We start from the raw sequence: 25,562 nt of genomic DNA on the forward strand, positions 1-25,562 counted from the left end.
CCGCGCGGGAGGACCGGCCTCTCGCGGTGCGCCTTGCCGGTGCGGCAGGACATCGCCCGTCGCGACTTGCCAGAATGAGTCTGACCCCCTCGCTGGGGCCGCCCGGACGAGGGGGCCAGACTCCAAGGCACTGCGGACGAGAAGGAAGGGCCGCGGGCAGGCCCTCCCCAACGCCACCCGTTTCCCGGTGGGCCGCGCCTGCCGCGCTGTGCTGCCCTTATGGCCCTGACCACACGCCCGGGAACGTGTGCACGGTTCCGGTTCAGCCAAGGCTTCCCCACCCTGAACAGCTGTCCTGCCTTTGGCCCGGTCCCCGGCTCGCGCCGGGGACCGGGCAGGACAACCGCGCGCCGGAACCACCTGTTAGCTATCGGGGGTGCCGCCAAAGGGGCGGAATAAAATATGAGTTGCCAAGCGGCGACACCGCGCGCCCCTGAATCAGGAGGCGACCCGCCGCTCCCGGCCGGTCAGGGAGACAGCTCCTCCAACACCCGCCCCTTGGTCTCCACCGCGAACAGCAGGGTGATGACCGCGCCGACGAGCAGGACACCGGCAAAGGCGGCGAAGACATATTGGATGCCGGCCATGCCCATGATGGCGCCCACCACCAGCGGCCCCGCCGACGAGCCAAGCCGCAGCCAGGCGCTGCCGAGGCCCGTCCCCAGAGCGCGCAGGCGCGTGGGGTAAAGTTCGGCCGAATAAAGATAAAGAGAAAAGGTCACGGTCTGCATGATGGCATAGGCCAGGCCCGCCAGGATGAGCACTTCCATGGGCGACGTCGCGCCCAGATAGGCAAGCGCCAGCAGGGGCAGAGGGGCCAGCAGGAAGGCGGCGGAATACCAGCGCTTGCGGCCGACCTTGTCGATGAGCAGCGCGCAGCACACCGCCGCCACCACCCCCGCCACCGAGGTCAGGAGACCATACAGCAGCGCCGTCTCCAGCGGCAGATGGAAGGTCTGGCGATAAAGGGTGGGAAGCCAGGCGATCATGCCATTGGCCACCAGGTAGGAGCAGAACCACATGGACCAGATGGTCAGCGTGCGCCGCCGGTAGATGCCCGAGAACAATTCGCGCCAGTCGGAACGGGTCTGCGCGGCCTGGGGCACGGGCTTCGGCTCGGGCAGATCATGGCCGGCGGCGCGGGCGGAGGCCTCAAGATCGCGGACGATCCGGTCCGCTTCCTTATAGCGGCCTTGAGCGGCCAGCCAGCGCGGCGATTCCTTCATGAAGAAGCGCAGCGGGATCAGGATCATGGCGGGGACGAGCCCGACCAGGAACATGGCCTTCCAGCCATAGACCGGCACGAGGGCCCGCGCGATCAGCCCGGCGCCCACAAGGCCGAACAGGAACATGACCTCATAGAGCAGGAAGAAGCGGCCCCGTCCCTTCGAGCCGATATATTCGTTGATATAGGCACTGGCCACCGGCACTTCCCCGCCCGTCCCGATGCCCTGGATGAAGCGGAACATCATCATGGATGCCGCGCCCCAGGCGAACAGGCAGGCCACGTCCATGCTGACGAACAGCAGGATGGTGAAGAGCAATACGCTGAGGCGGCCAATGCGTTCGGCAAGCCAGCCAAAGAAGACCGCGCCGATGAGCTGGCCGAAATAGCCCATGGAGAGGATGGCGCCCGTCTGCTCAGGGTTGAGACCCCATTCCCGCACCAGGACCGGCATGGCATAGGCGATGGCGATCACGGTGTAGCCGTCGAAGAAGGTGGCGGCGCCGATGATGTTGCGGGTCCAGAAGACCCGGCGGGTCACGGGCAGGCGTTCGAGGCGGGCGCTGATGTCGGCCTGGCCGTCGCGCACGCCCGTTTCAGCGCGAACCGAGTCGTGCGGGCGAACGGGGTCTTGGACGTGATCGGATTCCCGGACGCGCGCAGCGTCCCGGCCGCGCCCCGACGCGCGGTGCGGATTGAGCGTGAGCATGGGGGTTCCTTCCCGGTTTCAATCATTTTTCTTGTTGCCGGCCGCAGGACGGCCGGAGATCCCCCGCCGGACCTGCCTTTCTCCGGCGATCCGGCGGGGGATTTTTTGCTTCAATGGGGCAGCGCAGCCGGCCATCGGCCGGCCCCAATGGCTCAGGCGGCGAGCGCGGTGTCCACGAGCGGATAGCCTGCGGCCTTGACGGCGGCGCGGATCTCGGCGTCGGCGGCATCGCCCAGCGGCTTCAGCGGCTCGCGGATGTTGACATTGTCGATCAGGCCGCGGGCGCGCAGGGCATGCTTGAGCGCAACCGTGCCTTCCATGTGCGAGCCGCGGTGATAGACCGCGCGGGTCAGCGGCAGCAGCTGCTCATGATACTTGCGGGCCAGCGTATAGTCCTGCGCCTTGCCGGCCGCGAGGAACTCCAGCAGCAGCTCGGGCGCCATGTTGCCATAGCCCACCAAGAGGCCGTCCACGTCGAACATGGTCGGCAGCAGCCATTCGTCGTGGCAGGACATGATGGCCAGGTTCGGGAAGGCGTTCTTCAGCGCGGGGATCTCATTGTACCAGCGCTTCATGTCCCGCACGCCATTCTTGGTGGCGGTCACGCCGGGGATGGCGGCGATCTCCAGCTGGGTGTCCAGGTCGTAATTGGCCTTGGTCACGGCCGGATACTGGAACAGGATGCACTCCAGGCCCAACTGGGCGACGGCCTTGTAGCGGTCCTGCGGCGCGCCCTTCTGGTAGCCGAAGCGCAGCCAGCCGTGGTTGGGATAGACCAGCGCGGCGCTGGCGCCGGCCTCGATCTTCTGCTTCGCCTCGATCTCGGCCACCTTGGTGCCCTCGCCGGTGATACCGGCCACCACGGGCAGCGGGGTGGCGTCCTTATAGACCCGGATCAGTTCGAGCTGCTCGTCATGGGTCAGGAACGTGCCCTCGCCCGCATGGCCGAGGATCACCAGGCTTTTGACGCCCGGGATCGCCGCCAGCCACTTGGCCAGGCGCGCATTGCCCTCGAAGTCCACATCGCCATTGTCCTTGAACAGGGTCACAGGCGCCGGGTTCAGGCCCTTCCAATCGATCGCCATTTCTCTTGTCCTTCCTTGGGTTTTCACGGGCGGAGCCCGCCTTGTCCGTCGCGCCGGGCGCAACGGCGACCTCGGCTCCCGCAGCCGGTCCCTGAACCCTCACCTAGGGTTAGGATCGTTATCGGGAACGTTCCCATAGAATGACTTGTACTTTCCGCCTGTCAACCGCTAAATGGGATTCATCGCTTCCAGAAACGAGGGCGGGGGATTGGCCGACGAGGCACACGAACGGCAGGGACGTGTCACCATTCACGACGTGGCCGCCGCCGCCGGCGTGTCCAAGTCGACGGTGTCGCGCATCCTGGATGAACGCCTTCCCCGGTCCGAGAGCGAAACGGCCCGCCGGGTGCGGGAGGTGGCGGCGCGGCTCGGCTATATGCGGGACGTGTCGGCCGCCAGCCTGCGGCGGGGACAGACGCACACCATCGGGGTGATCGTGCCTCGGCTCACCGACACGGTCATGGCCATGCTCTACGAGGCGCTGGCGCGGGCATGCGCCCGGTCCGGCCGCTTCGCCATCGTCGCCACCACCGAGGACGAGCCGCGCGCCGATCGCGCCGCCGCCCAGACCCTGCTTCAGCGGGGCGTGGATGGCCTCGTGCTCTCAACGGCGCGCGCCGGCGATGATTTTGCCGGCGAGCTGGCCGATCGCGGCGTGCCTTTCGTGCTCGCCTTGCGCAGCGACGGACGCAGCCTGGCCTCCGTCGGCGATGACCGGCTGGGCGGATACCTGGCCACGCGGCACCTGATCGATCTCGGCCATCGCCGGATCGGCATCATAGCCGGCCCCAACTATGCCTCCTCCTCCCTTGGGCGGGTGGAGGGCTACCGGCAGGCCCTGCGAGAAGCCGGCCTGGCCCAAGACCCGAATCTCGTGGTGGACTCCACCTTCGGCATCGATTCCGGCTCGGAGGCGGCCGAGCGCTTGATGAGCCTGCCCACCCCGCCCACGGCCCTGTTCGCGGTGAATGACAACACTGCCATTGGGGCCCTCTCCGCCCTCGCCCGGCTGGGCCTGTCCGTGCCGGGCGATGTGTCGCTGGTGGGCTATAATGACATTCCCATCGTCAGCCGCCTGCCCATTCCCCTGACCACGGTGCGCGTTCCCTTCGACCAGATCGCGAGCTCCGCGCTGGAGCTCATGACGCGCAGCCCCGACATGGCCGGGGAGCGAATCCGGGTCGCCGCTCCCACCCTCATTCCGCGCCGTTCCACCGCGGCGCCGCGGACCGGACACTGAGGACGCGGCCCCCTCAGGCGTGGTCGAGCCCCAATTCGCGCGCCAGCCACGTGGTGAAGATGCGCAGCGCCCGCCGGGGCTTGGCCTTGGCGGGGAAGACCAGGAAGTGGCCGGTATAGGCCAGGTCCCGCGACCGGCCCGATAGGGGGGCCACCAGCCGCCCGTCGGCGATCTCGCGCTCCGCCAGGCGGACGGATTCCAGCGTCACCCCAAGGCCGTCCACGGCGGCGGCAATGGCCATGAAGGAGCGATCGAACCGACTGCCGCGCGGGCTCGGCGGGGTCAGACCCTGGGCCAGGAACCAGGCATTCCAGCGCACGCGCTTGTGCTCGCTCTCGATCAGCGGCACATCCAGAAGATCGGCGGGGGTACGGATGGCGGCCGCCAGTTCCGGGGCGCAGAGGGGACAGACCGCTTCTTCCCCGAGCGGGATCACGGTGAGCCCTTCCTGGCGCGGCGGGCCGTAGCAGATGTCCGCATCAAATTCATCAGTCAGGAAGCGCGGGTAATCCGTGCTGGCCGACAAGCGCAGCTCGAAGCCCGGATGCTCGGCCATCAGCCGCCGCAGGCGCGGCATCAGCCATTGGGCGGCCATGGAGGGCGCGCAATGCAGCCGCAGAAGATTGCTGGCGCGCCCGCTGACCCGTTCCAGGCCATGACGCAATTCATCAAAACCGGCCGCCACGCTTTGCTGCAGCGCCTCGCCCACCGGATTGAGACGCACCACCCGTCCCTCGCGCTCGAACAAGGCGACGCCCATGAGGTCTTCCAGCTTGCGGATGGCATGGCTGACGGCGCTCGGCGAGATGCCGAGCTCCTCGGAGGCGGCGCGGAAGGAGCCGGTGCGGGCGGCGGCTTCAAAGGCGCGCAGGGCGACAAGGGGAAGCTGGCTCATGCGGCATAGATGAACCTGATTCACCGGTTCGCGCAATTTTTGCGTTTTTGCCGACCGATGGGTTCCGACACACTCCGGGCAACGAAAAGCGGACCGGGAGGACGGGTCGTGTTGCTCAAGGGCAAGACAGCAGTAATTTCAGGCGGCGCGGGCGTGCGCGGCATCGGCTATGCGACGGCGCGGACCTTCGCCGCCCAGGGCGCGCGGGTCGCCATTCTCGACCTCGACGCAAAGGGCGCGCAGGAGGCCGCCGCCAGCCTCGGCGACGGACATCTGGGCCTCGGCTGCGACGTGACGGACCGCGCCGATTGCAGCCGGGCCGTCGACGAAGTGCTGGCCGGCACCGGCGGCATCGACATCCTCATCAACAATGCCGGCATCACCCAGGCCATCAAGGTGTGGGACATCGACGAGACCAGCTGGGATCGCATCCAGGACGTGAACCTGAAGGGCGTGCTCTATCTCTCCCAGGCGGTGATGCCCCACATGCGGGAGCGCAAGGCGGGCGCCATTGCCTGCATGTCCTCGGTCTCCGCCCAGCGCGGCGGCGGCATTCTGGGCGGCGCGCATTATTCCGCAGCCAAGGCCGGCGTGCTCGGCCTCGCCAAGGCCATGGCGCGGGAATTGGGGCCGGACGGCGTGCGCGTGAACTGCGTCACGCCGGGCCTCATCCAGACCGACATCAATGCCGGCAAGATCTCAGACGAAGCCCGGGTAAAGATTCTCGAAAACATCCCGCTGAACCGCCTCGGCGTGCCGCAGGACGTGGCCAACATCTTCCTGTTCCTGGCCTCGGATCTTTCCGCCTACGTGACCGGCGCCGTCATCGACGTGAACGGCGGAATGCTCATCCACTGAGCGCCATCGGCCGCTGGCTCATCGCCCGGCCTCTTCAAGGCGACTTCCATGACCCTATCGACCTCCGGGCACAACCGGCAACTGGCCGCGCGCGCCCATGCCGTGCGCCGCACCGCGCTGCAGATGGGCAAGGTGCAAGGCCAGGGCTACATCGCCCAGGCTCTCGACATCGCCGACATCCTGGCCGTGTCCTACTTTCACGCCATGACCTACCGGCCCGAAGATCCCGAATGGGAGGGCCGCGACCGTTTCTATCTCTCCATCGGCCACTATGCGATCGCGCTCTATGCGGTGCTGATCGAGGCCGGCATCGTGCCGCGCGCCGAATTGGAGACCTATGGCGGCGATGACAGTCGCCTGCCCATGTCCGGCATGGCGGCCTATACGCCGGGCATGGAGATCACCGGCGGCTCGCTCGGCCAGGGCCTGCCCATCGCGGTGGGCGCCTGCCTCGGGCTGAAGCGCAAGGGCTCCAAGGCCTTCGTCTATAATCTCCTGTCCGATGGTGAACTCGGCGAGGGCTCCACCTGGGAGGGCGCGCTGTCGGCGGCGCATTTCCAGCTCGACAACCTCATCGCCGTCGTCGACGTGAACAACCAGCAGGCCGACGGCCCCTCCCTGCAAGTGCTCTCCAGCGAGCCGCTGCAGGACAAATGGACCGCCTTCGGCTGGTTCACCCAACGCGTCGACGGCAACGACCTTGATGCGCTCGTCGCCGCCTTCGATGCCGCCCGCGCCCATGAGGGGCGACAGCCCCGCGTCATCATCTGCGACACCTTGATGGGCAAGGGCGTGCCGTTCCTGGAGCAGCGGGAGAAGAACCATTTCATCCGCGTTGAGGCGGACGAGTGGGACAAGGCCCTTGCCGTGCTGGACACCCAATTTGCCGCCCGGGAGGGCTTCCAATGAGCACCAAGCGCGCGTTCGCGCCGGCCGATCCCGCCCGGCCGCGCCTGACCACCTCGGCGATGATCGCCTCCATCGCCTCGGAAGGGCAACGGACACAGGCGGCCCCCTTCGGCCATGCCCTGGTGGAGCTGGCCAGGCACCGCCCCGAGATCGTGGGCATGACGGCGGACCTCGGCAAATACACCGATCTGCACATTTTCTCGCAGGCCTTCCCGGATCGCTATTACCAGATGGGCATGGCCGAGCAGTTGCTCATGGCGGCGGCGGCGGGGATCGCCCGGGAGGGCTTCATGCCCTTCGCCACCACCTATGCGGTGTTCGCCTCCCGACGGGCCTATGACTTCATCTGCATGGCGATCGCCGAAGAAAACCTGCCGGTGAAGATCTGCTGCGCCCTGCCGGGGCTGACCACCGGCTACGGCCCGAGCCACCAGGCCACCGACGACCTCGCCATCTTCCGCGCCATGCCGAACCTGACAGTGGTGGACCCCTGCGATGCGCTCGACATCGCGCAGGCGGTGCCGGCCATCGCCGCCCATGATGGCCCGGTCTATATGCGCCTGCTGCGCGGCAACGTGCCCTTGGTGCTGGACGAATACGACTACAGGTTCGAGCTTGGAAAGGCGGCCCTGCTGCGGGATGGCGCGGATGTGCTGTTCATCTCCACCGGCCTCATGACCATGCGGGCGCTCGAAGCCGCCGATGCCCTGCGCAAGGACCGGCTGGATGCGGCGGTGCTGCACGTGCCGACCCTGAAGCCGCTGGACGAGGCGGCCATCCTGACGGCGGCGCAGAAACCGGGACGGCTGGTGGTGGTCGCGGAAAACCACTCGGTGGTGGGCGGCCTCGGCGAGGCGGTGGCACGCCTGCTCATGACCAACGGCGTATGCGTGCCCTTCCGCCATATCGGCCTGCCCGACGCCTTCCTGGACGCCGGCGCCCTGCCCACCCTGCACGACCGCTATGGAATCTCCACTCCCGCCGTGACGGAGCAGGTCAAGGCCTGGCTCGACCGCTGACAGGACGGGGCGGCAGCGCCCCGCCTCAACCGCCGCAGAGCGGACGACAAGAAGGCCCAACGCGGCCCGAAGGGAGAGACATGACCGCCATCGCTTTCATCGGCCTCGGCTCCATGGGCCTGCCCATGGCCCTGAACCTCGTGACGCACGGCTTCACGGTGCGGGGCACGGACCTGCGCGCGCAAGCCCGCAGGGCGCTGGCCGCGGCCGGCGGCATTGCAGCCGAGACCGCGGCGGACGCCTGCGCGGGGGCGGACGCGGCGGTGCTGATGGTCGTCAACATCGCCCAGGCGCGGGAGGTCCTGTTCGCCGATGGCGCGCTGGCATCCCTCGCCCCCGGCGCCAACGTGCTGCTGATGTCCACCTGCCCGCCCGCCGAGGTGGCGCAGATGGCACGGGAGGTGGAGGCGCAGGGCTTTTCCTTCGTGGACGCGCCCGTGTCCGGCGGCGTGGTGGGGGCGGCTGCCGGCACGCTCACCATCATGGTGGGGGCATCCGATGCCGCCTTCGCCCGCGCCCGCCCCCTGCTCGAAGCCATGGGCAGCAAGGTGGTGCATGTGGGCCGCGCCGCCGGCCAGGGGGCCACGGCCAAGGTGGTCAATCAATTGCTGTGCGGCGCCCATCTGGTGGTAGCGGCGGAAGCCTTGTCCCTGGCCGAACGGCTCGGCGTCGACACCGCCGTCGTGCTGGACATTCTCGGCGGCTCGGCGGCGGCCAGCTGGATGCTGAACGACCGTGGGCCGCGCATGCTGGAGCAGACCCCCACCGTCACCAGCGCCGTGGACATTTTCGTGAAGGATCTCGGCCTTGTGCTGGAAGCCGGGCGGACTGCGAAGGCGGCGCTGCCGCTGGCGAGCCTGGCCCACCAGCTCTTCCTGTCGGTCTCCGGCGCCGGCCTCGGCGCGGCGGACGACAGCCAGGTCATCCGCGCCTATCGCGCGCTCCAGGGGCGCGCCTGAACCCTGCCCCTCGCCGGCACGCGCCCGAAGAGGCGGGGCCGGCGGCGGGTCAAAACGCCGTCCGTGCACGGCCCGTCACCAAAGAAGCCGCTGTGCGGCACCAAAGGGAGGACACCATGACCAACGCCAAGACCCCAGCCGGCCTGACCCGCCGCGCCTTCATGGCCACAGCCGCGGCAGTGCCGCTGGCGGGCATCATCCGCAACGCGCGGGCGGCGGAATTCACCTACAAGCTGGCCACCGGCCAGGACCCCTCACACCCGGTGAACAAGCGCGCCACCGAGGCGGCGCAGCGCATTCTGGAGGCGACCTCCGGCCGGGTGGAGATCAAGGTCTTCCCCGCCAACCAATTGGGCTCCGACACCGACCTTCTCGCCCAGGTGCGCTCCGGCGGGGTGGAACTGTTCAACCTGTCGGCCTCCATCCTGGCCACCCTGGTGCCGGTCGCGGGCATCGTGAACACCGGCTTCGCCTTTCCCGATTACGCCACCGTCTGGAAGGCCATGGATGGCGGGCTCGGCACCCACATCCGCGACCAGATCGGCAAGGCCGGCCTCGTGGCGCCCATCAAGTTCTGGGACAATGGCTTCCGGCAGGTGACCTCCTCCACCCGTGAGATCAAGGCCCCGGCAGATCTCAAGAGCTTCAAGATCCGCGTGCCGCCCGCGCCCATGCTCACCTCGGTGTTCAAGTCCCTGGGCGCCAGCGCCACCCCCATCAATTTCAACGAGCTTTACTCCGCGCTCCAGACCAAGGTGGTGGAAGGGCAGGAGAACCCGCTCGCCATTATCGCCTCCGCCCGGCTCTATGAGGTGCAGAAATACTGCTCCATGACCGGCCATGTGTGGGACGGCTACCTCATCCTCGCCAATCGCCGCTTCTGGGGCGGACTACCCGACGACCTGAAGGCCATCCTGGTGCGGGAGTTCGATCGGTCGGGCCAGGAAGAGCGCGCCGACATCGCCACCCTCAGCCAGTCCCTGCGCGCCGACCTCACCGCCAAGGGCGTAACCTTCATCGACGTGGACCGCGAGCCGTTCCGCCAAGCGCTGTCGCAGACCACCTTCTACAGCGACTGGCGCGCCAAATATGGCGATGAAGCCTGGTCGCTGCTCGAGGCCTCCTCCGGCAAGCTCGGGTGAGGCCATGGATCGCGCCCTTCCCCAACCCGGAGCGGCCGCCCATGCGGGCGCCCCTCCCACCGGCGCCGCCACCGGCTGGCAGCGCGGCGTCCTGGCCACCGAGCGGGTGCTCGCGCGGCTGGTGGAGCTTCCGGCCGCCCTCCTGGTGCTGGCGGAAGTGGTGGTGCTCTTCCTGGGCGTCATCATGCGCTATTTCGTGCACATGCCCATGGTCTGGTCCGATGAGCTGGCCGCGGTGATGTTCATCTGGCTCGCCATGCTGGGGGCGGTGGTTGCGCTCCAGCGCGGCGAGCACATGCGCATGACCGCCATTGTGGGCGCCCTGCCCCCGCGCCGTCAGGCGGTGCTGGAGACGCTGGCGGTGGCCGCCCCGGTCATCTTCCTCGTGGCGCTCATCCATCCCGCCCTCGAATATGCCGAGGACGAGATGTTCGTGACCTTGCCGGCCATGGACGTGCCCAATGCCTGGAAGGCGGCGGCATTACCGGTGGGCCTGGCGCTCATGACGGCGGTCTCGCTGCTGAAGCTGGCACGCAACACCAACCCGCTCCAGGTGGCGGGGGTGGTCGGCTTCCTCGCCGCGCTCACCCTCGCCGGCTTTGCGCTTTCCCCTCTCCTGAAGGGCCTGGGCAACGCCAATCTCGTGATCTTCTTCGTGGTACTGGTGGCGGCGGGGGTCTTCGCGGGCGTGCCCATCGCCTTCTCCTTCGGCCTTTCGACGGTGGCCTATCTCACCTTCACCACCCAGGCGCCGCTGGTGGTGGTGGTCGGGCGCATGGACGAGGGCATGAGCCATCTCATCCTCCTGTCCGTGCCGCTGTTCGTCTTTCTCGGTCTCCTCATCGAAATGACCGGCATGGCGCGGGCCATGGTTGGCTTTCTCGCCAGCCTGCTCGGCCATGTGCGTGGCGGCCTTTCCTATGTGCTGATTGGCGCCATGTACCTCGTCTCCGGCATTTCCGGTTCCAAGGCGGCGGACATGGCGGCGGTGACGCCCGTTCTGTTCCCCGAAATGATTAAGCGCGGCGCCAAGCCCGGCGACCTGGTGGCGCTCCTGGCTGCCACCGGCGCGCAGACCGAGACCATCCCGCCGAGCCTCGTGCTCATCACCATCGGCTCGGTCACCGGCGTGTCCATCGCCGCCTTGTTCGCGGGCGGCATGATCCCGGCCGTGGTGCTGGGCGCAACGCTCTGCGCGCTCGTCTATTGGCGGTATCGCAACGAGGACCTCTCGGGGGTGCGGCGCGCCACCGGGCGGGAGATCGGCAAGGCGCTTGTGGTGGCGGTGCCCGCCGTGGCCCTGCCGTTTGTGATCCGGGCCGCGGTGATGGAAGGCATCGCCACCGCCACCGAGGTCTCCACCATCGGCATTGTCTATTCGGTGGCCGTGGGGATCTTCATCTATCGCCAGTTCGACGTGCGGCGCATCCTGCCCATGCTGACCGCCACCGCCGCCCTCTCGGGCGCCATCCTGCTCATCATCGGCACCGCCACCGGCATGGCCTGGGCACTCACCCAGTCCGGCTTCTCGCAGGAATTGGCGCGGGTGATGGGCGCCATGCCCGGCGGCGCCGCCGCCTTCATGGTGGTGTCCATCATCGCCTTCATCATCCTGGGCTCGGTGCTGGAGGGCATTCCGGCCATCGTGCTGTTCGGGCCATTGCTCTTCCCCATCGCGCGGCAGCTCGGCATCCACGAGGTGCATTATGCCATGGTGGTCATCCTCTCCATGGGCATGGGCCTGTTCGCCCCGCCCTTCGGGGTGGGCTATTACTGCGCCACCGCCATCGGCGGAGTGAGCCCGGACGAGGGGATGAAGCCCATCGTCGGCTACATGATCGCCCTCTTCATCGGCCTCGTGCTGGTGGCGGCGATCCCCTGGTTCTCCATCGGACTGCTTCCGACCTGACGCCGGGGTCCCCCACCCCGCGCCTCCCGCTTCCTTCCGCAACCCGCCGCCGGGGCCCTGTCCCGGCGCCGGACGAGGCTTGCCCCATGACAGTCAGCGCCCCCCTCCCCGTTTCCTCATCCTCCACCGGCTTTCCCGAAGCCGGCCCCTGCGCGCGCCGGATGGCCGACGCCATCCGCTTCCTCGCCCTCGATGCCATATCGCAGGCGCAGGACGGCCATCCGGGCGCTCCTCTTGGCGGGGCGGAACTGGCGACCGCTTTGTTCACCCATCATCTGAAATGCAATCCCGCCGATCCCCATTGGTTCGACCGGGACCGGTTCGTGCTCTCCAACGGGCACGGCTCCATGCTGATCTATGCCCTGCTCCATCTGTCCGGCTATGAGGGGATGCCCATTGAGGAGATCCGCCGCTTCCGGGAGCTGGGCGCGCACACCCATGGCCACCCCGAGCGTGACGTGGATCTCGGCATTGAGGTCACCACCGGTCCGCTCGGCCAGGGCATCGCCAATGCGGTGGGCATGGCGGTGGCCGAGGCCTGGCTCGGCGCCACCCTCGGCTCGGACATGGTGGATCATCGGACCTATGCCATCGTGGGCGACGGGTGCCTGATGGAAGGGGTGGCCCATGAGGTGATCTCGCTCGCCGGCCACCTGCGCCTGGGCAAGCTGTGTTTCCTGTGGGACGACAATCGCATGACCGATGACGGGGTCACCGACTTCGCCATCTCGGAGGATGTGCGCGCCCGATTCCGCATCGCCGGCTGGCAGGTGATCGATGCCGACGGGCACGATGTGGAGCAGGTGAGCGCCGCGCTGACCCTCGCCGCGGCCGACCCGCGGCCGACGCTGATCGCCTGCACCACCACCATCGGCAAGGGGCTGCCGCGCCTGGAAGGCCTGCGCGGGGCCCATGGCGGGCGCATCTTTCCGCAGGATGTGGAAGCGGCGCGCAAGGCTGCCGGCTGGACCCACGGCGCCTTCGAGGTGCCGGCGGACGTGGCCGCCGCCTGGCGGGCGGGGGTTGCCGGCCGGAACGCCGATGCCTACGCGGCCTGGCAGGCGCGGCGCGCCGCCCTGCCCGCGGACCGGCGCGCGCTGCTGGAGCGCCTCATGCGCGGCGACCTCCCGGAAGGGTGGTCGCGGGCGCTGGCGGCCCATGCCCGAATGCTGGCCGAGGCCGCGCCCGCCCAATCCAGCAACCAGTCCACGGCGGATATCGTGGATCTGCTGGCGGGCTTGATCCCCGAGCTTCTGCCCGGCGCGCCGGACCTGGAAGGCCCCACCAATTGCAAGCGCGGCCTCGCCGCCTTCACAGGCGACGACCGGAGCGGGCGCTACATCCATTACGGCATTCGCGAGCACGCCATGGGGGCCATGATGAATGGCATGGTGGCCCATGGCGGCGTCCTGCCCCTCGGCGCCACCTATCTCGTCTTTTCCGACTATATGCGCCCGCCCTTGCGCATGGCGGCGCTGATGGCGCTGCCCGTCATCACCATCTACAGCCATGACAGCATCGGCATCGGCAAGAATGGCCCCACCCACCAGCCGGTGGAATATCTGGCCTCCCTGCGCGCCATGCCCAACATGGCGGTGTTTCGGCCGGCCGACGCGGTGGAAACGGCCGAATGCTGGCAGTTGGCGCTGGCCCGCCGTCACGGCCCCTCTTCCATGATCTGCTCGCGCCAGCCGCTCCCGCCCCTGCGCCGTGACGCCGACAATAATCGCAGCGCAAGGGGCGCCTATGTGCTCTTGGAGGCGGACGGCGGCGCGCGCCGGGTGACGCTGCTGGCCACCGGCTCGGAGGTGGCGGTCGCGGTCGAAGCGCGCGACCTGTTGCAAGAAGAGGGCATTCCCACCGCCGTGGTCTCCATGCCCTGCTGGGAGATTTTCGAGGCGCAGGGCGAGGCTTACCGCCAGGAGGTGCTGGGCCCGGGCACGGTGCGCATCGCCGTGGAGGCGGCCGTCCAGCTTGGCTGGGAACGTTGGATCGGGACCGAGGGCGGCTTCGTCGGTATGAGCAGCTTCGGCGCCTCCGGGCCAGGCGATGACCTGTTCCGGCATTTCGGCATCACCCCCACCCATGTGGCGGATGCGGCGCGGGCGCGCCTGTGACCGCCCCCTTTCGCCGCCCTGGCATCCCGCGCATCGTCTTCCTCGACCGGGGGACGCTGGCGCCCGCCGTCGCTCTGCGCCGTCCGGCCTTTCCCCATGAGTGGATCGACTATGAGCGCACCGCACCCCACGACGTGATGGCGCGCGCGGCCGAGGCCGACATCCTGATTCTCAACAAGGTTGAGGTGAGGGCACCTGCCATCGCTGGCTTGCCCCATCTGGCCCTGATCGCCGTGGCGGCCACAGGCACGGACTGCGTGGACAAGGAGGCGTGCGCCCAAGCGGGCGTCCCGGTGCAGAATGTGCGTGGCTATGCACGCGCCAGCGTGCCGGAACACACCTTCGCGCTCATCCTGGCCTTGGCGCGGGCCATCGGCCCCTATCACCGGGACGTGCAGGCCGGCGCCTGGCAGGCTGCGGGGCAATTCTGCTTCCACGCCCATCCGATCCGCGACCTCAGCGGCCGGCGGCTCGGAATTTTCGGCGGCGGCGATCTGGGCCGTCAGGTGGCGGACCTGGCGCGGGCCTTCGGCATGGCGCCGGTCTTCGCCGACCGCAAGGGGCTGGCGCAGGCGCGGCCGGGCTATCTGCCCTTCGCGGAGGTGGTTGAGACCGCGGACGTGCTCACCTTGCATTGTCCGCTGACACCGCAGACGCGCGGCCTCATTGGCGCGGGGGAATTTGCGCGCATGCAGCGCCAGCCCTTGGTGGTGAACACCGCGCGGGGCGGCCTGATCGATGAGGTCGCCTTGCTGGAGGCGCTGGAGCAAGGCCGCGTGGCGGGCGCCGGGCTTGACGTGGCCATGCCGGAGCCGCCGCCCCTCGACAGCCCGGTGATGCGCCTCGCCCGCCACCCCCGTGCCATCGTCACGCCCCACGTGGCCTGGGCCTCCCTGGAGGCGCAGCAAGCGCTGGCCGACCAGCTCATCGACCAGATCGAGGCCTTCGCCCGGACGTGCGTGGCGACGCCCCGTGATGCGATGTGAGCATCACCGCCCCTGGTCCATCGGCCATTTTATCTATAATTCTCCACGCCACCCCACGGGCTGCAACGGAGACAAAACCATGCCGCCGGACAGGCAGGAGACACGGGCTGCCCAGATCAGCCGGATTTTGGCCGAGCGGATCATTGCGGGCGAGATCGAGCCCGGCGCGCGCCTGCGGCAGGACCATGTGGCGGAGGAGTTCGGGGCCAGCCATGTGCCGGTGCGCGAGGCGTTCCGCCGCCTCGAGGCGCAGGGCCTGGCGGTGAGCGAGCCCCGGCGCGGGGTTCGGGTGGCCGCCTTCGACCTGGCGGAAGTGAAGGAAGTGGCGCAGATGCGCGCCGCCCTGGAGGTGCTGGCGCTCCGCCATGCCGCCCCGAACCTGAAGGCGGCAGACCTCGACGCTGCGGAAGAAGCCGCGCGGGCGTGCGATGCCTCCAGCGACGTGCGCGCATTCGAGGATGCCAACCGACGATTCCATCGCCTCATCGTCACGCCCTGCCGCATGGCCCGGCTGCTCGGCGCCATCGATGACCTGCATGCGGCCAGCGCCCGCTTCCTGTTCGCGGCCTGGCGCTCCCACTGGGAAGCGCGCACCGATCACGATCACCGCGCCATCCTGGCCGCCTTGCGCAAGGGCGAGGTGGACGGCGCCTGTGCGACCCTGGCCCGGCACGTGCAATGGATCGGCCATCGCGCCGTGCCCGGGAAGGGTGGCGCCGCGCGCGAGGCCTTCGCCATCGTGGGCTGATTTATCTATAGTTTTAAGGCTTTTCAGCGCGACCTTCTGGCTTCATCATAGAAGCCATAGAATTTTATCTATAATTTTGGAGTGCACATGAACGAGACCCTCTCCGTCTCTCCCGCCGCCCTGCGCAGCACCTTCCGCCAGGGCCTCGCCCTCGTGGCCGGCGTGGCCCTGCTGACCCTGAGCGCGAAGATCCGCATTCCCCTGGGCCCCGTCCCGATCACCCTGCAGACGTTCGCCGTTCTGGCCCTGGCCACCACCCTCGGCCCGCGGCTGGCGGTGGCGACCCTTGTGGCCTATCTGGGCGCCGGCGCCGCCGGCCTGCCGGTCTTTGCCGGGACGCCGGAACGGGGCATTGGCCTTGCTTATATGGTGGGCCCCACCGGGGGCTATCTGGCCGGCTTCCTGGTGGCGACCCTCGTGACCAGCCTCGCCGCCGAAGGGCGGGGCATGCTGGGCCGCGCGGCCGCCATGCTTGCCGGCCTTTCCTGCCTTTACGCCCTGGGCCTGGCCTGGCTTGCGCTCTATGTGCCCGCCGGCAAGCTCCTGGCCTTCGGCTTCACGCCCTTCATCCTGGGGGATCTGGTGGCACTCGCCCTCGCCACCGGCGTCACCCTCGTGGTGAGCCGGGACGCTCTGGCGCGCCTGCTGCGCTGACGGCCCCCTGCCCCTGGCCGATGCGCCCCGCGCGCCGGCCAGGGGCAGTTGCCGGCAACCCAGACGCCCTCCAGGCACGCGCCGCCCGTGCCGATCCCGCAGGATACGTTCCACGCGCTCCTGCGCCGCCTCAGTCCCGGACCCGCATGGACCCGCTGCCGCCCCTCCTCGCCTTCACCCTGGCCGCCACCTTGCTGACCCTGACGCCAGGGGCGGACACCGCGCTCGTCCTGCGGACGGCGGCGGTGGAAGGGTCGCGCGCGGCCATGGCCGCGGGCGCGGGCGTGGTGGCGGGCGTGCTGGCCTGGGGGCTGATCGCCTCCTTCGGCCTGGGCGTGGCGCTCGCGGCGTCCCCCGCGCTCTACACCGCCCTGACGGTGGCGGGCGCCCTCTATCTGGCGTGGCTCGGCTTTGACCTGCTGCGCCGGGCCGCGCGCCGCGGTCCCCGCGATGCCCACGTGGAGCCGGCCCATGCGGATGACGGGGGCGCCTCCATGGCCCGCTGGTTTCGGCGCGGCCTGCTGACCAACTTGCTCAATCCCAAGGTGGGGCTCTTCTATATGGGCTTCCTGCCTCAGTTCATCCCGAATGACGCCCCCATGGCGGTCTATGGCGTCGGCCTTGCCGCCATCCATGCCGGCCTCAGCCTCGCCTGGTTCGCCGTGCTGTGCCTGGCCACCCGTCCGTTCGCCCGACTCTTGCGCCGAAGTGCGGTGGCCCGCCTCCTGGATGGCGCCACCGGGACGGTGCTGCTGGGCTTTGGCCTCGCCCTGCTGCTGGAGCGGCGCGGCTGAAGCGCGCCCGATCTGTTCACTTCGCCACCGTTTGACCTTGCACCCTCGGCCCCGAGAAAGTAAGCACGGGTGATGCCTCGTCGGCCCGTCGGAGCATAGCGCAGCCTGGTAGCGCATCTGCTTTGGGAGCAGAGGGTCGCAGGTTCAAATCCTGCTGCTCCGACCACCACTTAGCCCCTCTCCGCCGCAGCCACTTCGGCGACGCTTCCGTGAGTCTCGTCCCGCATGCGGCGGCAGAGGGCAGCAACCGCCGCAGGCCTGCCGGCGCGCAGCAACGTGCCTGTGCGCCGCCCGGACGCAAGGCAGTTGCCGGAGCCGCCCGACGCTGCCAAGCTTGAGCTGGACGTTGAGGAACGAGGCTCGCCATGTCCATATGCCTGCAGCGTCGGGCCGTCATGCTGTCGGCCCTCCTTCTGCTCTCGCCCTTTAGTTTCGCACGCCCCGCCCACGCCGAAGCGCCGGTGCCAGTGACTGAAACCGTTGCCGGCATGCAGACGCAGGTGTTTCTGCCGCCGGGAAAGGGGCCGTTTCCCGTGGTGATTTTTTCCCACGGCAGATCAGCGCAAGCCGATGAGCGCGCCGCCATGGCGTCGCCAATCCTTCCCGGCCACGCCGGCTATTGGCTGGGCAAGGGCTTCGCCGTGGTGGCCCCCATCCGCCCCGGCTATGGCGCCACGGGTGGCGCGGATGTGGAGAAAAGCGGCGCACGCTGGGACGCGAATGGTCGGTGCCTCGCCGCTCCTACGGTCAAGCAAGCGGTCAATGCCGGGGCGGACGCCGTAAATTCCGTGCTCGACTGGGTCCGGCGTCAACCCTGGGCGGCCAAGGACAGGATCGTGCTCGCCGGCCAATCCTTCGGAGGCATCACCAGCGTGGTGCTGGGTGGGCGCAATCCGCCGGGCGTGGTCGCGGTCGTCAACTTCTCCGGCGGCACCGGCGGCAATCCCAAGGACCATCCGGGCAACAGCTGCGGCACATCGGAAGTCGCCCAGGCCTTTGCCGAGGCCGGGCGAACGGCGCGGATGCGGAACCTCTGGATGTACGCGCCGAACGATCTTTATTGGGGACCGGACGTCCCCCGCCAATGGGCGGAGAGCTTCTCGAAGGCGGGCGGGAAGCTCGAATTCGTGATGACCGGTCCCGTGCCGGGCGATGACGGCCACAAGCTGCTCGCCAAGGGCGGCAAAATGTGGAGCGAGCATCTCAACCCCTTCCTGAAAAGCCTCGGCTTTTGAGCCGCACCTCGGCGGGCACAGACCGCACCGCCGGGGTCATTTCAGGCCACGTGACGCGCACCCCGCTCTCCCGCCATCGGCGCCCCGATCAGCGGCTGCCAGGCCTGGCGGAGGCGCCGGCATAAGCAGCTGACTGTCGCGCGCCGAGAGTGTGCAGGGGAGTGCGCTGCGGTGCGCCGGAATCGCGGGAAGACGCCCCCTGCCCCCCGCCTCACCAACCGCTGCCCTCGCGGGTCGGATCTCCGCCCGGCGTGGCGACCCCCGCCTTGTGACCAAACAAAAGCGGGCGGCCCTTTCGGAGCCGCCCGCCGGATGGTGCGCCCTTGAGGGGCAGGTGGGGTTCAGAAGGTCCGCGCAAACATCAGGAGCACCTGATGGGCCTGCTGCGAGGACACCGGGAGGCCAAAGCCCGTGTCAGTGTAGCCATTCGCCTGCCAGACGTTGAAGTCGTACTGCAGGGTGATGGCGAGCGGCGCCACGGGCGTCCAGGTCAGGTTGGCACCCACGTTGTAATTGGTGCCGCTGCTGGCGCCGTAGGACACCTGGGCGACCGGATCGTTCAGATCAAACCGGGCATAGCCGCCGAACACGGCCGTGTTCCACTTGTCGTTCCAATTGTGCAGGAGCTGGCCGACCACGTTCCAGCCGGTGACACGCGACAGGGAGCCATTGGCATTGATGTAGGCATCCGGCGGCTGGAACTCGCCGCTGGCATTGATGAGGCCGAGATAGGAAATGGCCCCGTCGACATAGGCCGACTGCAGGTAGAGGTTGTCGCCCTCGCCGAGGAACGGCAGGTTGAACATGACGCCAGCCTGAAGGGCATAGCCCCACGCGCTGGTGGTCGGTCCAAGAAAGTCGGAGGTCCGCGACGCCACCACCTCGTGCAGCGCGCCGGACAGCTGCCACTGGCCCCATTTCCCGGTCTGGCCGAAGGCCGCGACGAACTCGGGCATGCGGGCGCCGGTCTGGTAGTTGTCAGCGACGTCCGGCCACGCCGGATCGGAGGGATTGACGCCGCTGTTGCGGACCGACGAATCCTCCAGCGAGGCCTTCAGCACGAAGCCTTGGGGCAATTCCCAGGTATAGCCGGCCAAAGTGATGCGGGTGTCATCGCCGATGGTGGCGGGATCGGTACCCATCACGTTGGCATTGGCGTAGAAGTCGAAGAAGGACTGCGCGTAGCCGAAGGTGAATCCGGCGAACTGGATATAGATGTTCCAGGGCGCAACTTCAGACGTGTTCGGCCCGTCGGAGAACATGTCCGAGGACCGCCAGCGCATGCGAACGTCCATATAGGCGCGCAGCGTGCCGTAGTCGGTGGCCGTGCGCGAATCCACCTGGAGACCGAAGGTGGCGATGGAATAGGTCTTGTTATAATTGCTGGGATAGTCGGTGTAGGTATTATAATAACCTTCCGCCCAGACATATCCGCCGATCTTGAGGCAGGTGTCGCTTCCCGGGACATAATAGAAGCCAGGCCCTTCGGAGGTGCACTGGCGAACATAAGTGGCGCCGGCAGCCTTCACCGGAAGGTCGGCCGCCACGGCGGCGCTGGACGCAACCCCCGCTGCAAGGACAAGCCCAAGTCCTCGAATGTTCATCTAAAATCCCCCTGCCTCCGCGGACGGGCGAATGACTCGCAGCGCCGCGACGCGACATCAACAGCCAAGCTAATATGACACGTTGTCGAACGGCTTGCAGCCGGAATCAATCGATCACGCTCACTTTTGATATATTATAACATGTGACTTCCGAGAAGGGGGCAAGCAACGCTCCAGATCTTTCCAGCACGAGACAAGAAAAAACCCCGGCGGTTGCCCGCCGGGGTTCTTCCCTGAAACCAGGAAGACTGGATCAGAAGTTGCGCTGAGCGCGGATGCCGCCCGACCACACGTCGGTGGAGCCACCGGCGATCGTGGTGGGAACCGTGGAGGCATTGCCACCGCGGGCATAGAGCGGCGAGTCGCCATCGACCTTCGAGTAGAGAACTTCGACGCCGAGGTCGAGGTTCTTGACCGGCGACCAGATGGTGTTGGCGCCGACCTGCCACATCTGGGTGCTGTAGGCATTGAGGGTGTTGGTGGGCACGTCCACAGAGACGTAGCCGCCGAACACCGCGGTGCGGATGCCGGGGGTCCAGAAGTGACGGTACTGAGCCTGGATCGCCCAGCCGGTCTCCTTGGAGAAGCCGGTGCCGGTCCAGATCGCGTCGGCCAGCGGGTAGTAAGCGCCGGAGATCGCGTTGGCGACGCCGCCCACGGAGATGGAGCCGAGGCCCGTGGCGCGACCCTGGGACGTACCAGAGAGGCCGAGGTAGCTCAGAGCGCCGTCAGCATAGTTGGCCTGGATGTACAGGCTGTCGCCGGGGGACAGCATGGGGAGCTTGAACTCCACCGAGCCACCGAGCGCCCAACCCCAGCTGTCCGTGGACTGCGCACCGAGGTAAGACACGCCGGGCACCGACGTGGGGGTCATGGCGGAGACCTGGTGCAGAGCACCGGAGAGCATCGCGGTACCCCAAGCCTGGTCGAGGCGGAGGTTGGCGACGATGTCCGGAGCAGACTGGCCATCCTGGTAGTTGGTGTAGCCGCCGCCAGCGTTGTTGAAGGTGGCAGAGCTGGCCTGGATGCCGGTGACGCGGTTGGCGGCGTCTTCCAGGGCGAGGGTCGCCGAGAAGCCGTTGCCGAACTGAGCGGTGTAGCCCAGGACCGTGGTCCACTGGTAGGAACCAGCGTACAGGGTGGTCAGAGCATAGTTCACACCGGTGTCGAAGAACGACTGGGTGTAACCGAAGGTGAAGCCCGCGAACTGGATGAACGCGCGCTCGAAGTACAGGCCGGAACCGGCCGGGCTGCCGGCAGACGCCTGCGAGTCCCAGTTCATGCCGAAGCGGATGTAAGAACGCAGCACGCCGTAATCGGTGGCGGTGCGGGCATCCATGTCGAACACGGCGCGGGCGCGGGTCAGGTAGTCGGGCGAATCCTTCGTGGAGAAGGGATAGCCACCAACCGAGGTGGTGCCGCCGCCGGGCGCATTGAAGGCAATGGCGCCGATGTTAGAAATCGACGGGTTGAACGTGCCGACCGCGTTGATGTACGTGTCGAAACGGGCATAACCACCGATCTTGAGGCAGGTGTCGGTGCCGGGAACGTAATAGTAGCCCGCACCGTAAGCGGAGCACACCTTCACGTATTCCACAGCCTTTGCCTTCACAGGCAGATCGGCGGCCTGGGCTCCAGCCACCGCGACGAGACCCGCCGCGCTGCCGAGGAGAAGGCTCTTCACCATCTTCATCGTGACCTCCAAAAATCTTGTTCCGAGGGAGCGAGCGCCGCTTCGGTGTGCCGTGGCACGCGAGAGAGGTTCTTGCCCCGATTCCCCTCCGCCGGATTTGCGCCCATAACGGAGAGGCGACCGGGGACTGCCCCCCTTCGTCGCAAAGCAACCATACAAAAGGCGGAACCTGGATCAACGGCGGAAGCGCCCGTAACCGCCGCTCCAGCCTGGATTTACGGCGAGTGTTGCAGGAATGGCACGCTCGTGATTGCCTACCAAAATACCGCACGCCGCTTCGGAAAGTGTTTGTTTGCCATATTTCCAACAAACCAGAGCCCACGCTTCCCGACGCTGCGTGAACTCCCGGCCGCCCTCTGTGGATAGGCTCGCCACAGCTCCGGCGCACCGTCCGTCCGGTGCACTTTTCCCGAATCATGCTGCCCGTCGGGAAAGCGGGACTGCTAAGCTGCCCCGCTAGGGCCTCCCCTCGCGCGTCGCTGCACGCACGCGCGAGTCCAGCGGGCCTTCCCGCGGGCGGAACGGGGACTGATGGGATGGGAATGAAGGAGGGCCGGGGCACGGGACGGCAGGGGGAAGCTGCCCCGCCCGAGCAAGGTGGCGCCCGTGGCGCGCCGGCTGAGCTCATTCGCCGGGCGGATGAGCTCCTCACCCAGAAGCAACCGGATCTTGCGGAGGCGCTTTATCTCCAGGCCCTGGAGGGGGACCGCTCGCTTCTGCGCGCCTATCATAAGTTGGCAAGCCTGACTTTGGCCCGCGGCGAGACCGAACAAGCGCTCGCCTTTGCCCAGGCCGGCCTTGCGCTGAAGCCCGGCAATGCCGCTCTTCTTCATGAAAAGGCCAAGGCGCTGCGGCAAGCGGGCCACTTCGCAGCGGCGCTCGACACGCTCCGGCCGCTCTTGGCGCAGATGCCACCCCGACCCGCCTTGCTCCTGCAGGCGGCCGAGCTGGCCCGTCAGCTGGGCGCGCTGGACGAGGCCCGCGCGCATCTGCTGCGCCTGGATCTTGGGGAGAAGGGAGCGAAGGCCGAGGTGGAGCGTCTGGTGCGCGCCTATCGGGAGGCCAAGCGCCCGGCGGAGGCCCTGGACCTGGTTCGCACCATGCAGACGGGGAGCCAGTCCGACCCGCGCCTCCTGGGCGCCCATGCGGACCTGCTGCTGGCCCTTGGCACGGCGGCCGATCCGCACGAATTGGAGGACATATTGGTGCGCCGGCTCGAAAACGAGCCGAGCCACTTGAAGAGTCTCCTGGCGCTCGCGGCCCTGCGCGAGGCCGGCGGCGATCGGGACGCGGCGGCGGCCCTCCTGGATCGCGCGCGCACGGCGCACCCGACCCATCCCAAGCCCTATCTGCGCCTGGCCGCGCTATGGGGCCGGGACCGCCCGGAGGCCGCCATCGCCTGGATCGACCGGGGGTTGGATGCGGGCGCCGAGACCACGCCCCTGCTGCGGGAGAAGGGCCGGCTCCTGGCATCGAACGGACGGCTGGAGGCGGCCGAGACGATCCAGCGGGCCTTGGTGGCGGGCCATACCGAGGGCAGCGAGGCGGCCGCCGCGCGGCTGGATCTTGTTTCCACCCTGCGTCTTCAGGGCCGCCTGGACGAAGCCAGCGAGCTGCTGGGCACCCGCTTCGCTACGCCGGCCGAGGTCCGCGAAGCGATTCGGCTGGTGAAGGATCTGCCGCGCAAGGGACGGGCATCGGAAGCTGTCTCCCTGATCGCGAAAGTCATCGCCCGCCATCCCCGCAACACGGCGGCTCTCCTCGCCTATGCGTCCCTCCTGCGCGAGCTGGAGGCCTACAACAAGGCGCAGGAGATGGTGGGGCGGGCACTGGACATCGACCCCACCCTGGCGCGGGCCTATTGCCTTCTGGCGGACCTGCAGTGGCAGACCCAATCCGCCGCTGCGGCCTTCGCGACCCTCGATGCTGGCTTCGCGCGGGCCACCCCGAGCCCTGAGCTTTATGTGTTGGCTGGGCGCATCCATTTCCAACGCGGCGAAGACGCGACGGCTACCGCCCGCCTGCAGGAGGGGCTCAAGCTCTTCCCGGACCACCGCGCGCTGCTGCGCGCCGCCATCGACCAAGCGATCCTGTCCGGCCGATTGAGGGACATCGACCCGCTGCTGGACGCCCTGGCTGATACGCCCGAGCAGCGCTCCGCACGCTGCGTGTTCCGCTCGCGGCGCGCCATGGTGGCGTTCCGGTATGAAGAGGCGGCAGCGGAGCTCAAGCCGGCGGAGATGGACACGCCGGAAAGTCACGCCGTCTGGATCCAGCATCTGCAGGTCGCCATGAGCTGCCTGGACATGGCGGAAGCGCGGCGGGCGGAGAGGCAGTTGCGCGCCTTGACGCGTGCCGAAGGCAACGCCCGCGCGACCCGGAAGGTCGGCTTCTTCAGCGAATTGTTCAACGACATGGCGACGGACCCCGCGGCCCTGGTGGCCGGACGGAACGCGCTGCTGAAAAACGATTTGCCGCAGCTGTGCGCGGCAGTCCGCGACTTTCCCGATTCGACCGCCGTCGCCCTTGCCCTGGTGGTGGCTTTGCGCCGATGGGGTCACCTGCGGGGGCCAAAGCCCGTCCCAGCCACGTCCCCCCCGCTGATCCCGCGTCGGGTGGCGCAGTTCTGGGATTCACCGGAGCCGCCCGAGGACCTGCGCGCCTTCATTGAAAGCTGGACCGCGCTGAATCCCGGCTGGAGCCATACCCTCTATAGTGTGGCGTCGGCGCGGGACTTCCTTGCGACGCACATGCCCGCGGCCGTGCTCCAGGCCTTCCTGGCGGCGCGGCACCCCGCCCACAAGGCGGACCTCTTCCGCCTAGCCCTGTTGCTCAAGACCGGCGGCGTCTATGCCGACGTGGATGACCGCTGTGTGGGCCGGCTGGACCCCTTGTGCAGCGGCGCGAGCCTGGTCCTGCGGCACGAGCATTTGGGCTCTATCGGCAACAATTTCATCGCCTGCCGGCCGGGGCATCCCGTGATCGGCAAAGCGCTAAAGGGCGCGGTCACGGCAACGCTTGAGGGACACTCGGAAGCGATTTGGCTCTCGACGGGCCCTGGCCTGCTCACCCGAACCTTTGCGGAGCTTTACGCCGGGGATGCTCATGTGCGGCAGGAACTGGAGGCGCGCACCCATCTCCTGCCGGACCCGGTGCTTCGGCGCTTTGCCGCATTCGGGCTCCACGCCGTCTACAAGTCCACCAGCCAGCACTGGGTTCACCATGAGTTCGGCTCCCGCTCTGCAGCCAAGCTGGAGGATGTGGACGGGGGCCTGACGTGAACGGGGGGCGGGACGGGCCGCTCCCGCTCGGCGCGCCGCCGGGATGAGCTCCACCGGACAGTCCCGCGGCGGCGGATGGGGAGCGAATCAGCACCGCCGGCCAACACTTCCGGCAAAAGAAGAAGAAACACGCGCGCTCAAATCGTCCCGAGCGCAGTGACGCGCCCGCGGCGGGGCGTATCCAAGATGAAAAAAGGAAATGATTTAGATGGGGCTGGGTTTCCGTCACCGCTTCAATCCCCGGGACCGGATTGGAACTCTAGAAACCCTTGAGTCGGCTGGTCGGAGTGGCAGGATTTGAACCTGCGACCCCCACGTCCCGAACGTGGTGCGCTACCAGACTGCGCTACACTCCGAACCGAGGGCCGAGCGTCTAGCATCGCCTGTTCGGCGACGCAAGGGCGATCTGGGGACAACCTCGCTTGAACCCCCATCGCCCCCATGCCATAGGAGGCGCCGCCTGCCACGGCGTATCGTTACGGACGGCCATGTGACCGGCA

General features: G+C 68.1%; 19 protein-coding genes and 2 tRNA genes. 15 read left to right on the forward strand and 6 right to left on the reverse strand.

Going from position 1 to position 25,562, the window contains the following annotated elements; genetic code table 11:
• Positions 1–467 precede the first annotated feature (467 nt).
• Positions 468–1,934: an MFS transporter gene (locus ACT54L_RS07745; RefSeq protein ID WP_476084961.1), complete on the reverse strand. Its 1,467-nt coding sequence runs from the start codon at positions 1,932–1,934 to the stop codon at positions 468–470.
• Positions 1,935–2,086: 152 nt separating this feature from the next.
• Positions 2,087–3,019, reverse strand: a complete 933-nt coding sequence (locus ACT54L_RS07750) for a dihydrodipicolinate synthase family protein (RefSeq protein WP_476084962.1) — start codon at positions 3,017–3,019, stop codon at positions 2,087–2,089.
• A gap of 208 nt (positions 3,020–3,227) precedes the next feature.
• Between ACT54L_RS07750 and ACT54L_RS07755 the strand changes: the two genes are divergently transcribed.
• Positions 3,228–4,259: a LacI family DNA-binding transcriptional regulator gene (locus ACT54L_RS07755; RefSeq protein WP_476084963.1), complete on the forward strand. Its 1,032-nt coding sequence runs from the start codon at positions 3,228–3,230 to the stop codon at positions 4,257–4,259.
• A 13-nt stretch (positions 4,260–4,272) separates the two neighbouring features.
• Here ACT54L_RS07755 and ACT54L_RS07760 read toward each other — a convergent pair whose 3' ends face one another.
• Complete coding sequence (locus tag ACT54L_RS07760) at positions 4,273–5,154, reverse strand: LysR substrate-binding domain-containing protein (protein WP_476084964.1); 882 nt, start codon at positions 5,152–5,154, stop codon at positions 4,273–4,275.
• A 108-nt stretch (positions 5,155–5,262) separates the two neighbouring features.
• Here ACT54L_RS07760 and ACT54L_RS07765 point away from each other — a divergent pair, with 108 nt between their 5' ends.
• The 13 genes from ACT54L_RS07765 (at position 5,263) to ACT54L_RS07825 (ending at position 18,484) form a co-directional block, all read left to right on the forward strand.
• Positions 5,263–6,012: an SDR family NAD(P)-dependent oxidoreductase gene (locus tag ACT54L_RS07765; RefSeq protein ID WP_476084965.1), complete on the forward strand. Its 750-nt coding sequence runs from the start codon at positions 5,263–5,265 to the stop codon at positions 6,010–6,012.
• A 48-nt stretch (positions 6,013–6,060) separates the two neighbouring features.
• Complete coding sequence (locus ACT54L_RS07770; RefSeq protein WP_476084966.1) at positions 6,061–6,921, forward strand: transketolase; 861 nt, start codon at positions 6,061–6,063, stop codon at positions 6,919–6,921.
• Positions 6,918–7,940: a transketolase family protein gene (locus ACT54L_RS07775; protein WP_476084967.1), complete on the forward strand. Its 1,023-nt coding sequence runs from the start codon at positions 6,918–6,920 to the stop codon at positions 7,938–7,940. Before ACT54L_RS07770 ends, ACT54L_RS07775 begins: the two co-directional genes overlap by 4 nt.
• Positions 7,941–8,020: 80 nt before the next feature.
• Positions 8,021–8,899 carry an NAD(P)-dependent oxidoreductase gene (locus tag ACT54L_RS07780; RefSeq protein ID WP_476084968.1) on the forward strand — a complete coding sequence of 293 codons (879 nt, stop codon included), beginning with the start codon at positions 8,021–8,023 and terminating at the stop codon, positions 8,897–8,899.
• Positions 8,900–9,015: 116 nt separating this feature from the next.
• Positions 9,016–10,041: a TRAP transporter substrate-binding protein gene (locus tag ACT54L_RS07785; RefSeq protein ID WP_476084969.1), complete on the forward strand. Its 1,026-nt coding sequence runs from the start codon at positions 9,016–9,018 to the stop codon at positions 10,039–10,041.
• 4 nt (positions 10,042–10,045) lie between these two features.
• The gene (locus ACT54L_RS07790; protein ID WP_476084970.1) at positions 10,046–11,950 is read left to right on the forward strand and encodes a TRAP transporter large permease; all 1,905 of its coding nucleotides are present in this window, start codon (positions 10,046–10,048) and stop codon (positions 11,948–11,950) included.
• A 161-nt stretch (positions 11,951–12,111) separates the two neighbouring features.
• Entirely contained in the window at positions 12,112–14,067 is a 1,956-nt protein-coding gene (tkt, locus tag ACT54L_RS07795) for a transketolase (RefSeq protein ID WP_476085187.1), read from the forward strand.
• Positions 14,064–15,053, forward strand: a complete 990-nt coding sequence (locus ACT54L_RS07800) for a D-2-hydroxyacid dehydrogenase (protein WP_476084971.1) — start codon at positions 14,064–14,066, stop codon at positions 15,051–15,053. The genes tkt and ACT54L_RS07800 overlap by 4 nt, the downstream gene beginning before the upstream one ends.
• 79 nt (positions 15,054–15,132) lie before the next feature.
• A complete protein-coding gene (locus ACT54L_RS07805; protein ID WP_476084972.1) occupies positions 15,133–15,801 on the forward strand; it encodes a GntR family transcriptional regulator in 669 nt (222 codons plus the stop codon).
• Between the two features lie 87 nt (positions 15,802–15,888).
• Positions 15,889–16,455, forward strand: a complete 567-nt coding sequence (locus tag ACT54L_RS07810; protein WP_476084973.1) for a biotin transporter BioY — start codon at positions 15,889–15,891, stop codon at positions 16,453–16,455.
• A gap of 146 nt (positions 16,456–16,601) precedes the next feature.
• Positions 16,602–17,249, forward strand: coding sequence for a LysE family translocator (locus tag ACT54L_RS07815; RefSeq protein WP_476084974.1), 648 nt, complete (start codon positions 16,602–16,604; stop codon positions 17,247–17,249).
• Positions 17,250–17,338: 89 nt separating this feature from the next.
• Positions 17,339–17,415 (forward strand) — tRNA-Pro (locus ACT54L_RS07820).
• A 322-nt stretch (positions 17,416–17,737) separates the two neighbouring features.
• Entirely contained in the window at positions 17,738–18,484 is a 747-nt protein-coding gene (locus ACT54L_RS07825) for an alpha/beta hydrolase family protein (RefSeq protein ID WP_476085188.1), read from the forward strand.
• Between the two features lie 341 nt (positions 18,485–18,825).
• On the opposite strand, the gene ACT54L_RS07830 is transcribed toward ACT54L_RS07825, so the two are convergent.
• Positions 18,826–20,088: a porin gene (locus tag ACT54L_RS07830; protein WP_476084975.1), complete on the reverse strand. Its 1,263-nt coding sequence runs from the start codon at positions 20,086–20,088 to the stop codon at positions 18,826–18,828.
• A gap of 253 nt (positions 20,089–20,341) precedes the next feature.
• Complete coding sequence (locus ACT54L_RS07835; protein WP_476084976.1) at positions 20,342–21,781, reverse strand: porin; 1,440 nt, start codon at positions 21,779–21,781, stop codon at positions 20,342–20,344.
• A gap of 536 nt (positions 21,782–22,317) precedes the next feature.
• Here ACT54L_RS07835 and ACT54L_RS07840 point away from each other — a divergent pair.
• On the forward strand, positions 22,318–25,062 hold the full coding sequence (locus ACT54L_RS07840; RefSeq protein ID WP_476084977.1) for a tetratricopeptide repeat protein: 2,745 nt from the start codon (positions 22,318–22,320) through the stop codon (positions 25,060–25,062).
• Positions 25,063–25,341: 279 nt separating this feature from the next.
• Here the strand turns inward: ACT54L_RS07840 and ACT54L_RS07845 are convergent.
• A tRNA-Pro gene (locus ACT54L_RS07845) sits at positions 25,342–25,418 on the reverse strand.
• Between the last annotated feature and the right edge of the window lie 144 nt (positions 25,419–25,562).

The sequence above is a fragment of the Aquabacter sp. DMC10 genome (assembly GCF_056314145.1).

Bases quoted from the DNA above. Each gene is read 5' to 3' on its own strand.
- ACT54L_RS07750 (WP_476084962.1), bottom strand. From the start codon at position 3,019: ATGGCGATCGATTGGAAGGGCCTGAACCCGGCGCCTGTGACCCTGTTC.
- ACT54L_RS07790 (WP_476084970.1), top strand. From the start codon at position 10,046: ATGGATCGCGCCCTTCCCCAACCCGGAGCGGCCGCCCATGCGGGCGCC.
- ACT54L_RS07840 (WP_476084977.1), top strand. From the start codon at position 22,318: ATGGGAATGAAGGAGGGCCGGGGCACGGGACGGCAGGGGGAAGCTGCC.
- ACT54L_RS07835 (WP_476084976.1), bottom strand. From the start codon at position 21,781: ATGAAGATGGTGAAGAGCCTTCTCCTCGGCAGCGCGGCGGGTCTCGTC.
- ACT54L_RS07805 (WP_476084972.1), top strand. From the start codon at position 15,133: ATGCCGCCGGACAGGCAGGAGACACGGGCTGCCCAGATCAGCCGGATT.
- ACT54L_RS07770 (WP_476084966.1), top strand. From the start codon at position 6,061: ATGACCCTATCGACCTCCGGGCACAACCGGCAACTGGCCGCGCGCGCC.
- ACT54L_RS07760 (WP_476084964.1), bottom strand. From the start codon at position 5,154: ATGAGCCAGCTTCCCCTTGTCGCCCTGCGCGCCTTTGAAGCCGCCGCC.
- ACT54L_RS07780 (WP_476084968.1), top strand. From the start codon at position 8,021: ATGACCGCCATCGCTTTCATCGGCCTCGGCTCCATGGGCCTGCCCATG.
- ACT54L_RS07830 (WP_476084975.1), bottom strand. From the start codon at position 20,088: ATGAACATTCGAGGACTTGGGCTTGTCCTTGCAGCGGGGGTTGCGTCC.
- tkt (WP_476085187.1), top strand. From the start codon at position 12,112: ATGGCCGACGCCATCCGCTTCCTCGCCCTCGATGCCATATCGCAGGCG.
- ACT54L_RS07825 (WP_476085188.1), top strand. From the start codon at position 17,738: ATGCAGACGCAGGTGTTTCTGCCGCCGGGAAAGGGGCCGTTTCCCGTG.
- ACT54L_RS07785 (WP_476084969.1), top strand. From the start codon at position 9,016: ATGACCAACGCCAAGACCCCAGCCGGCCTGACCCGCCGCGCCTTCATG.
- ACT54L_RS07775 (WP_476084967.1), top strand. From the start codon at position 6,918: ATGAGCACCAAGCGCGCGTTCGCGCCGGCCGATCCCGCCCGGCCGCGC.
- ACT54L_RS07745 (WP_476084961.1), bottom strand. From the start codon at position 1,934: ATGCTCACGCTCAATCCGCACCGCGCGTCGGGGCGCGGCCGGGACGCT.
- ACT54L_RS07815 (WP_476084974.1), top strand. From the start codon at position 16,602: ATGGACCCGCTGCCGCCCCTCCTCGCCTTCACCCTGGCCGCCACCTTG.
- ACT54L_RS07810 (WP_476084973.1), top strand. From the start codon at position 15,889: ATGAACGAGACCCTCTCCGTCTCTCCCGCCGCCCTGCGCAGCACCTTC.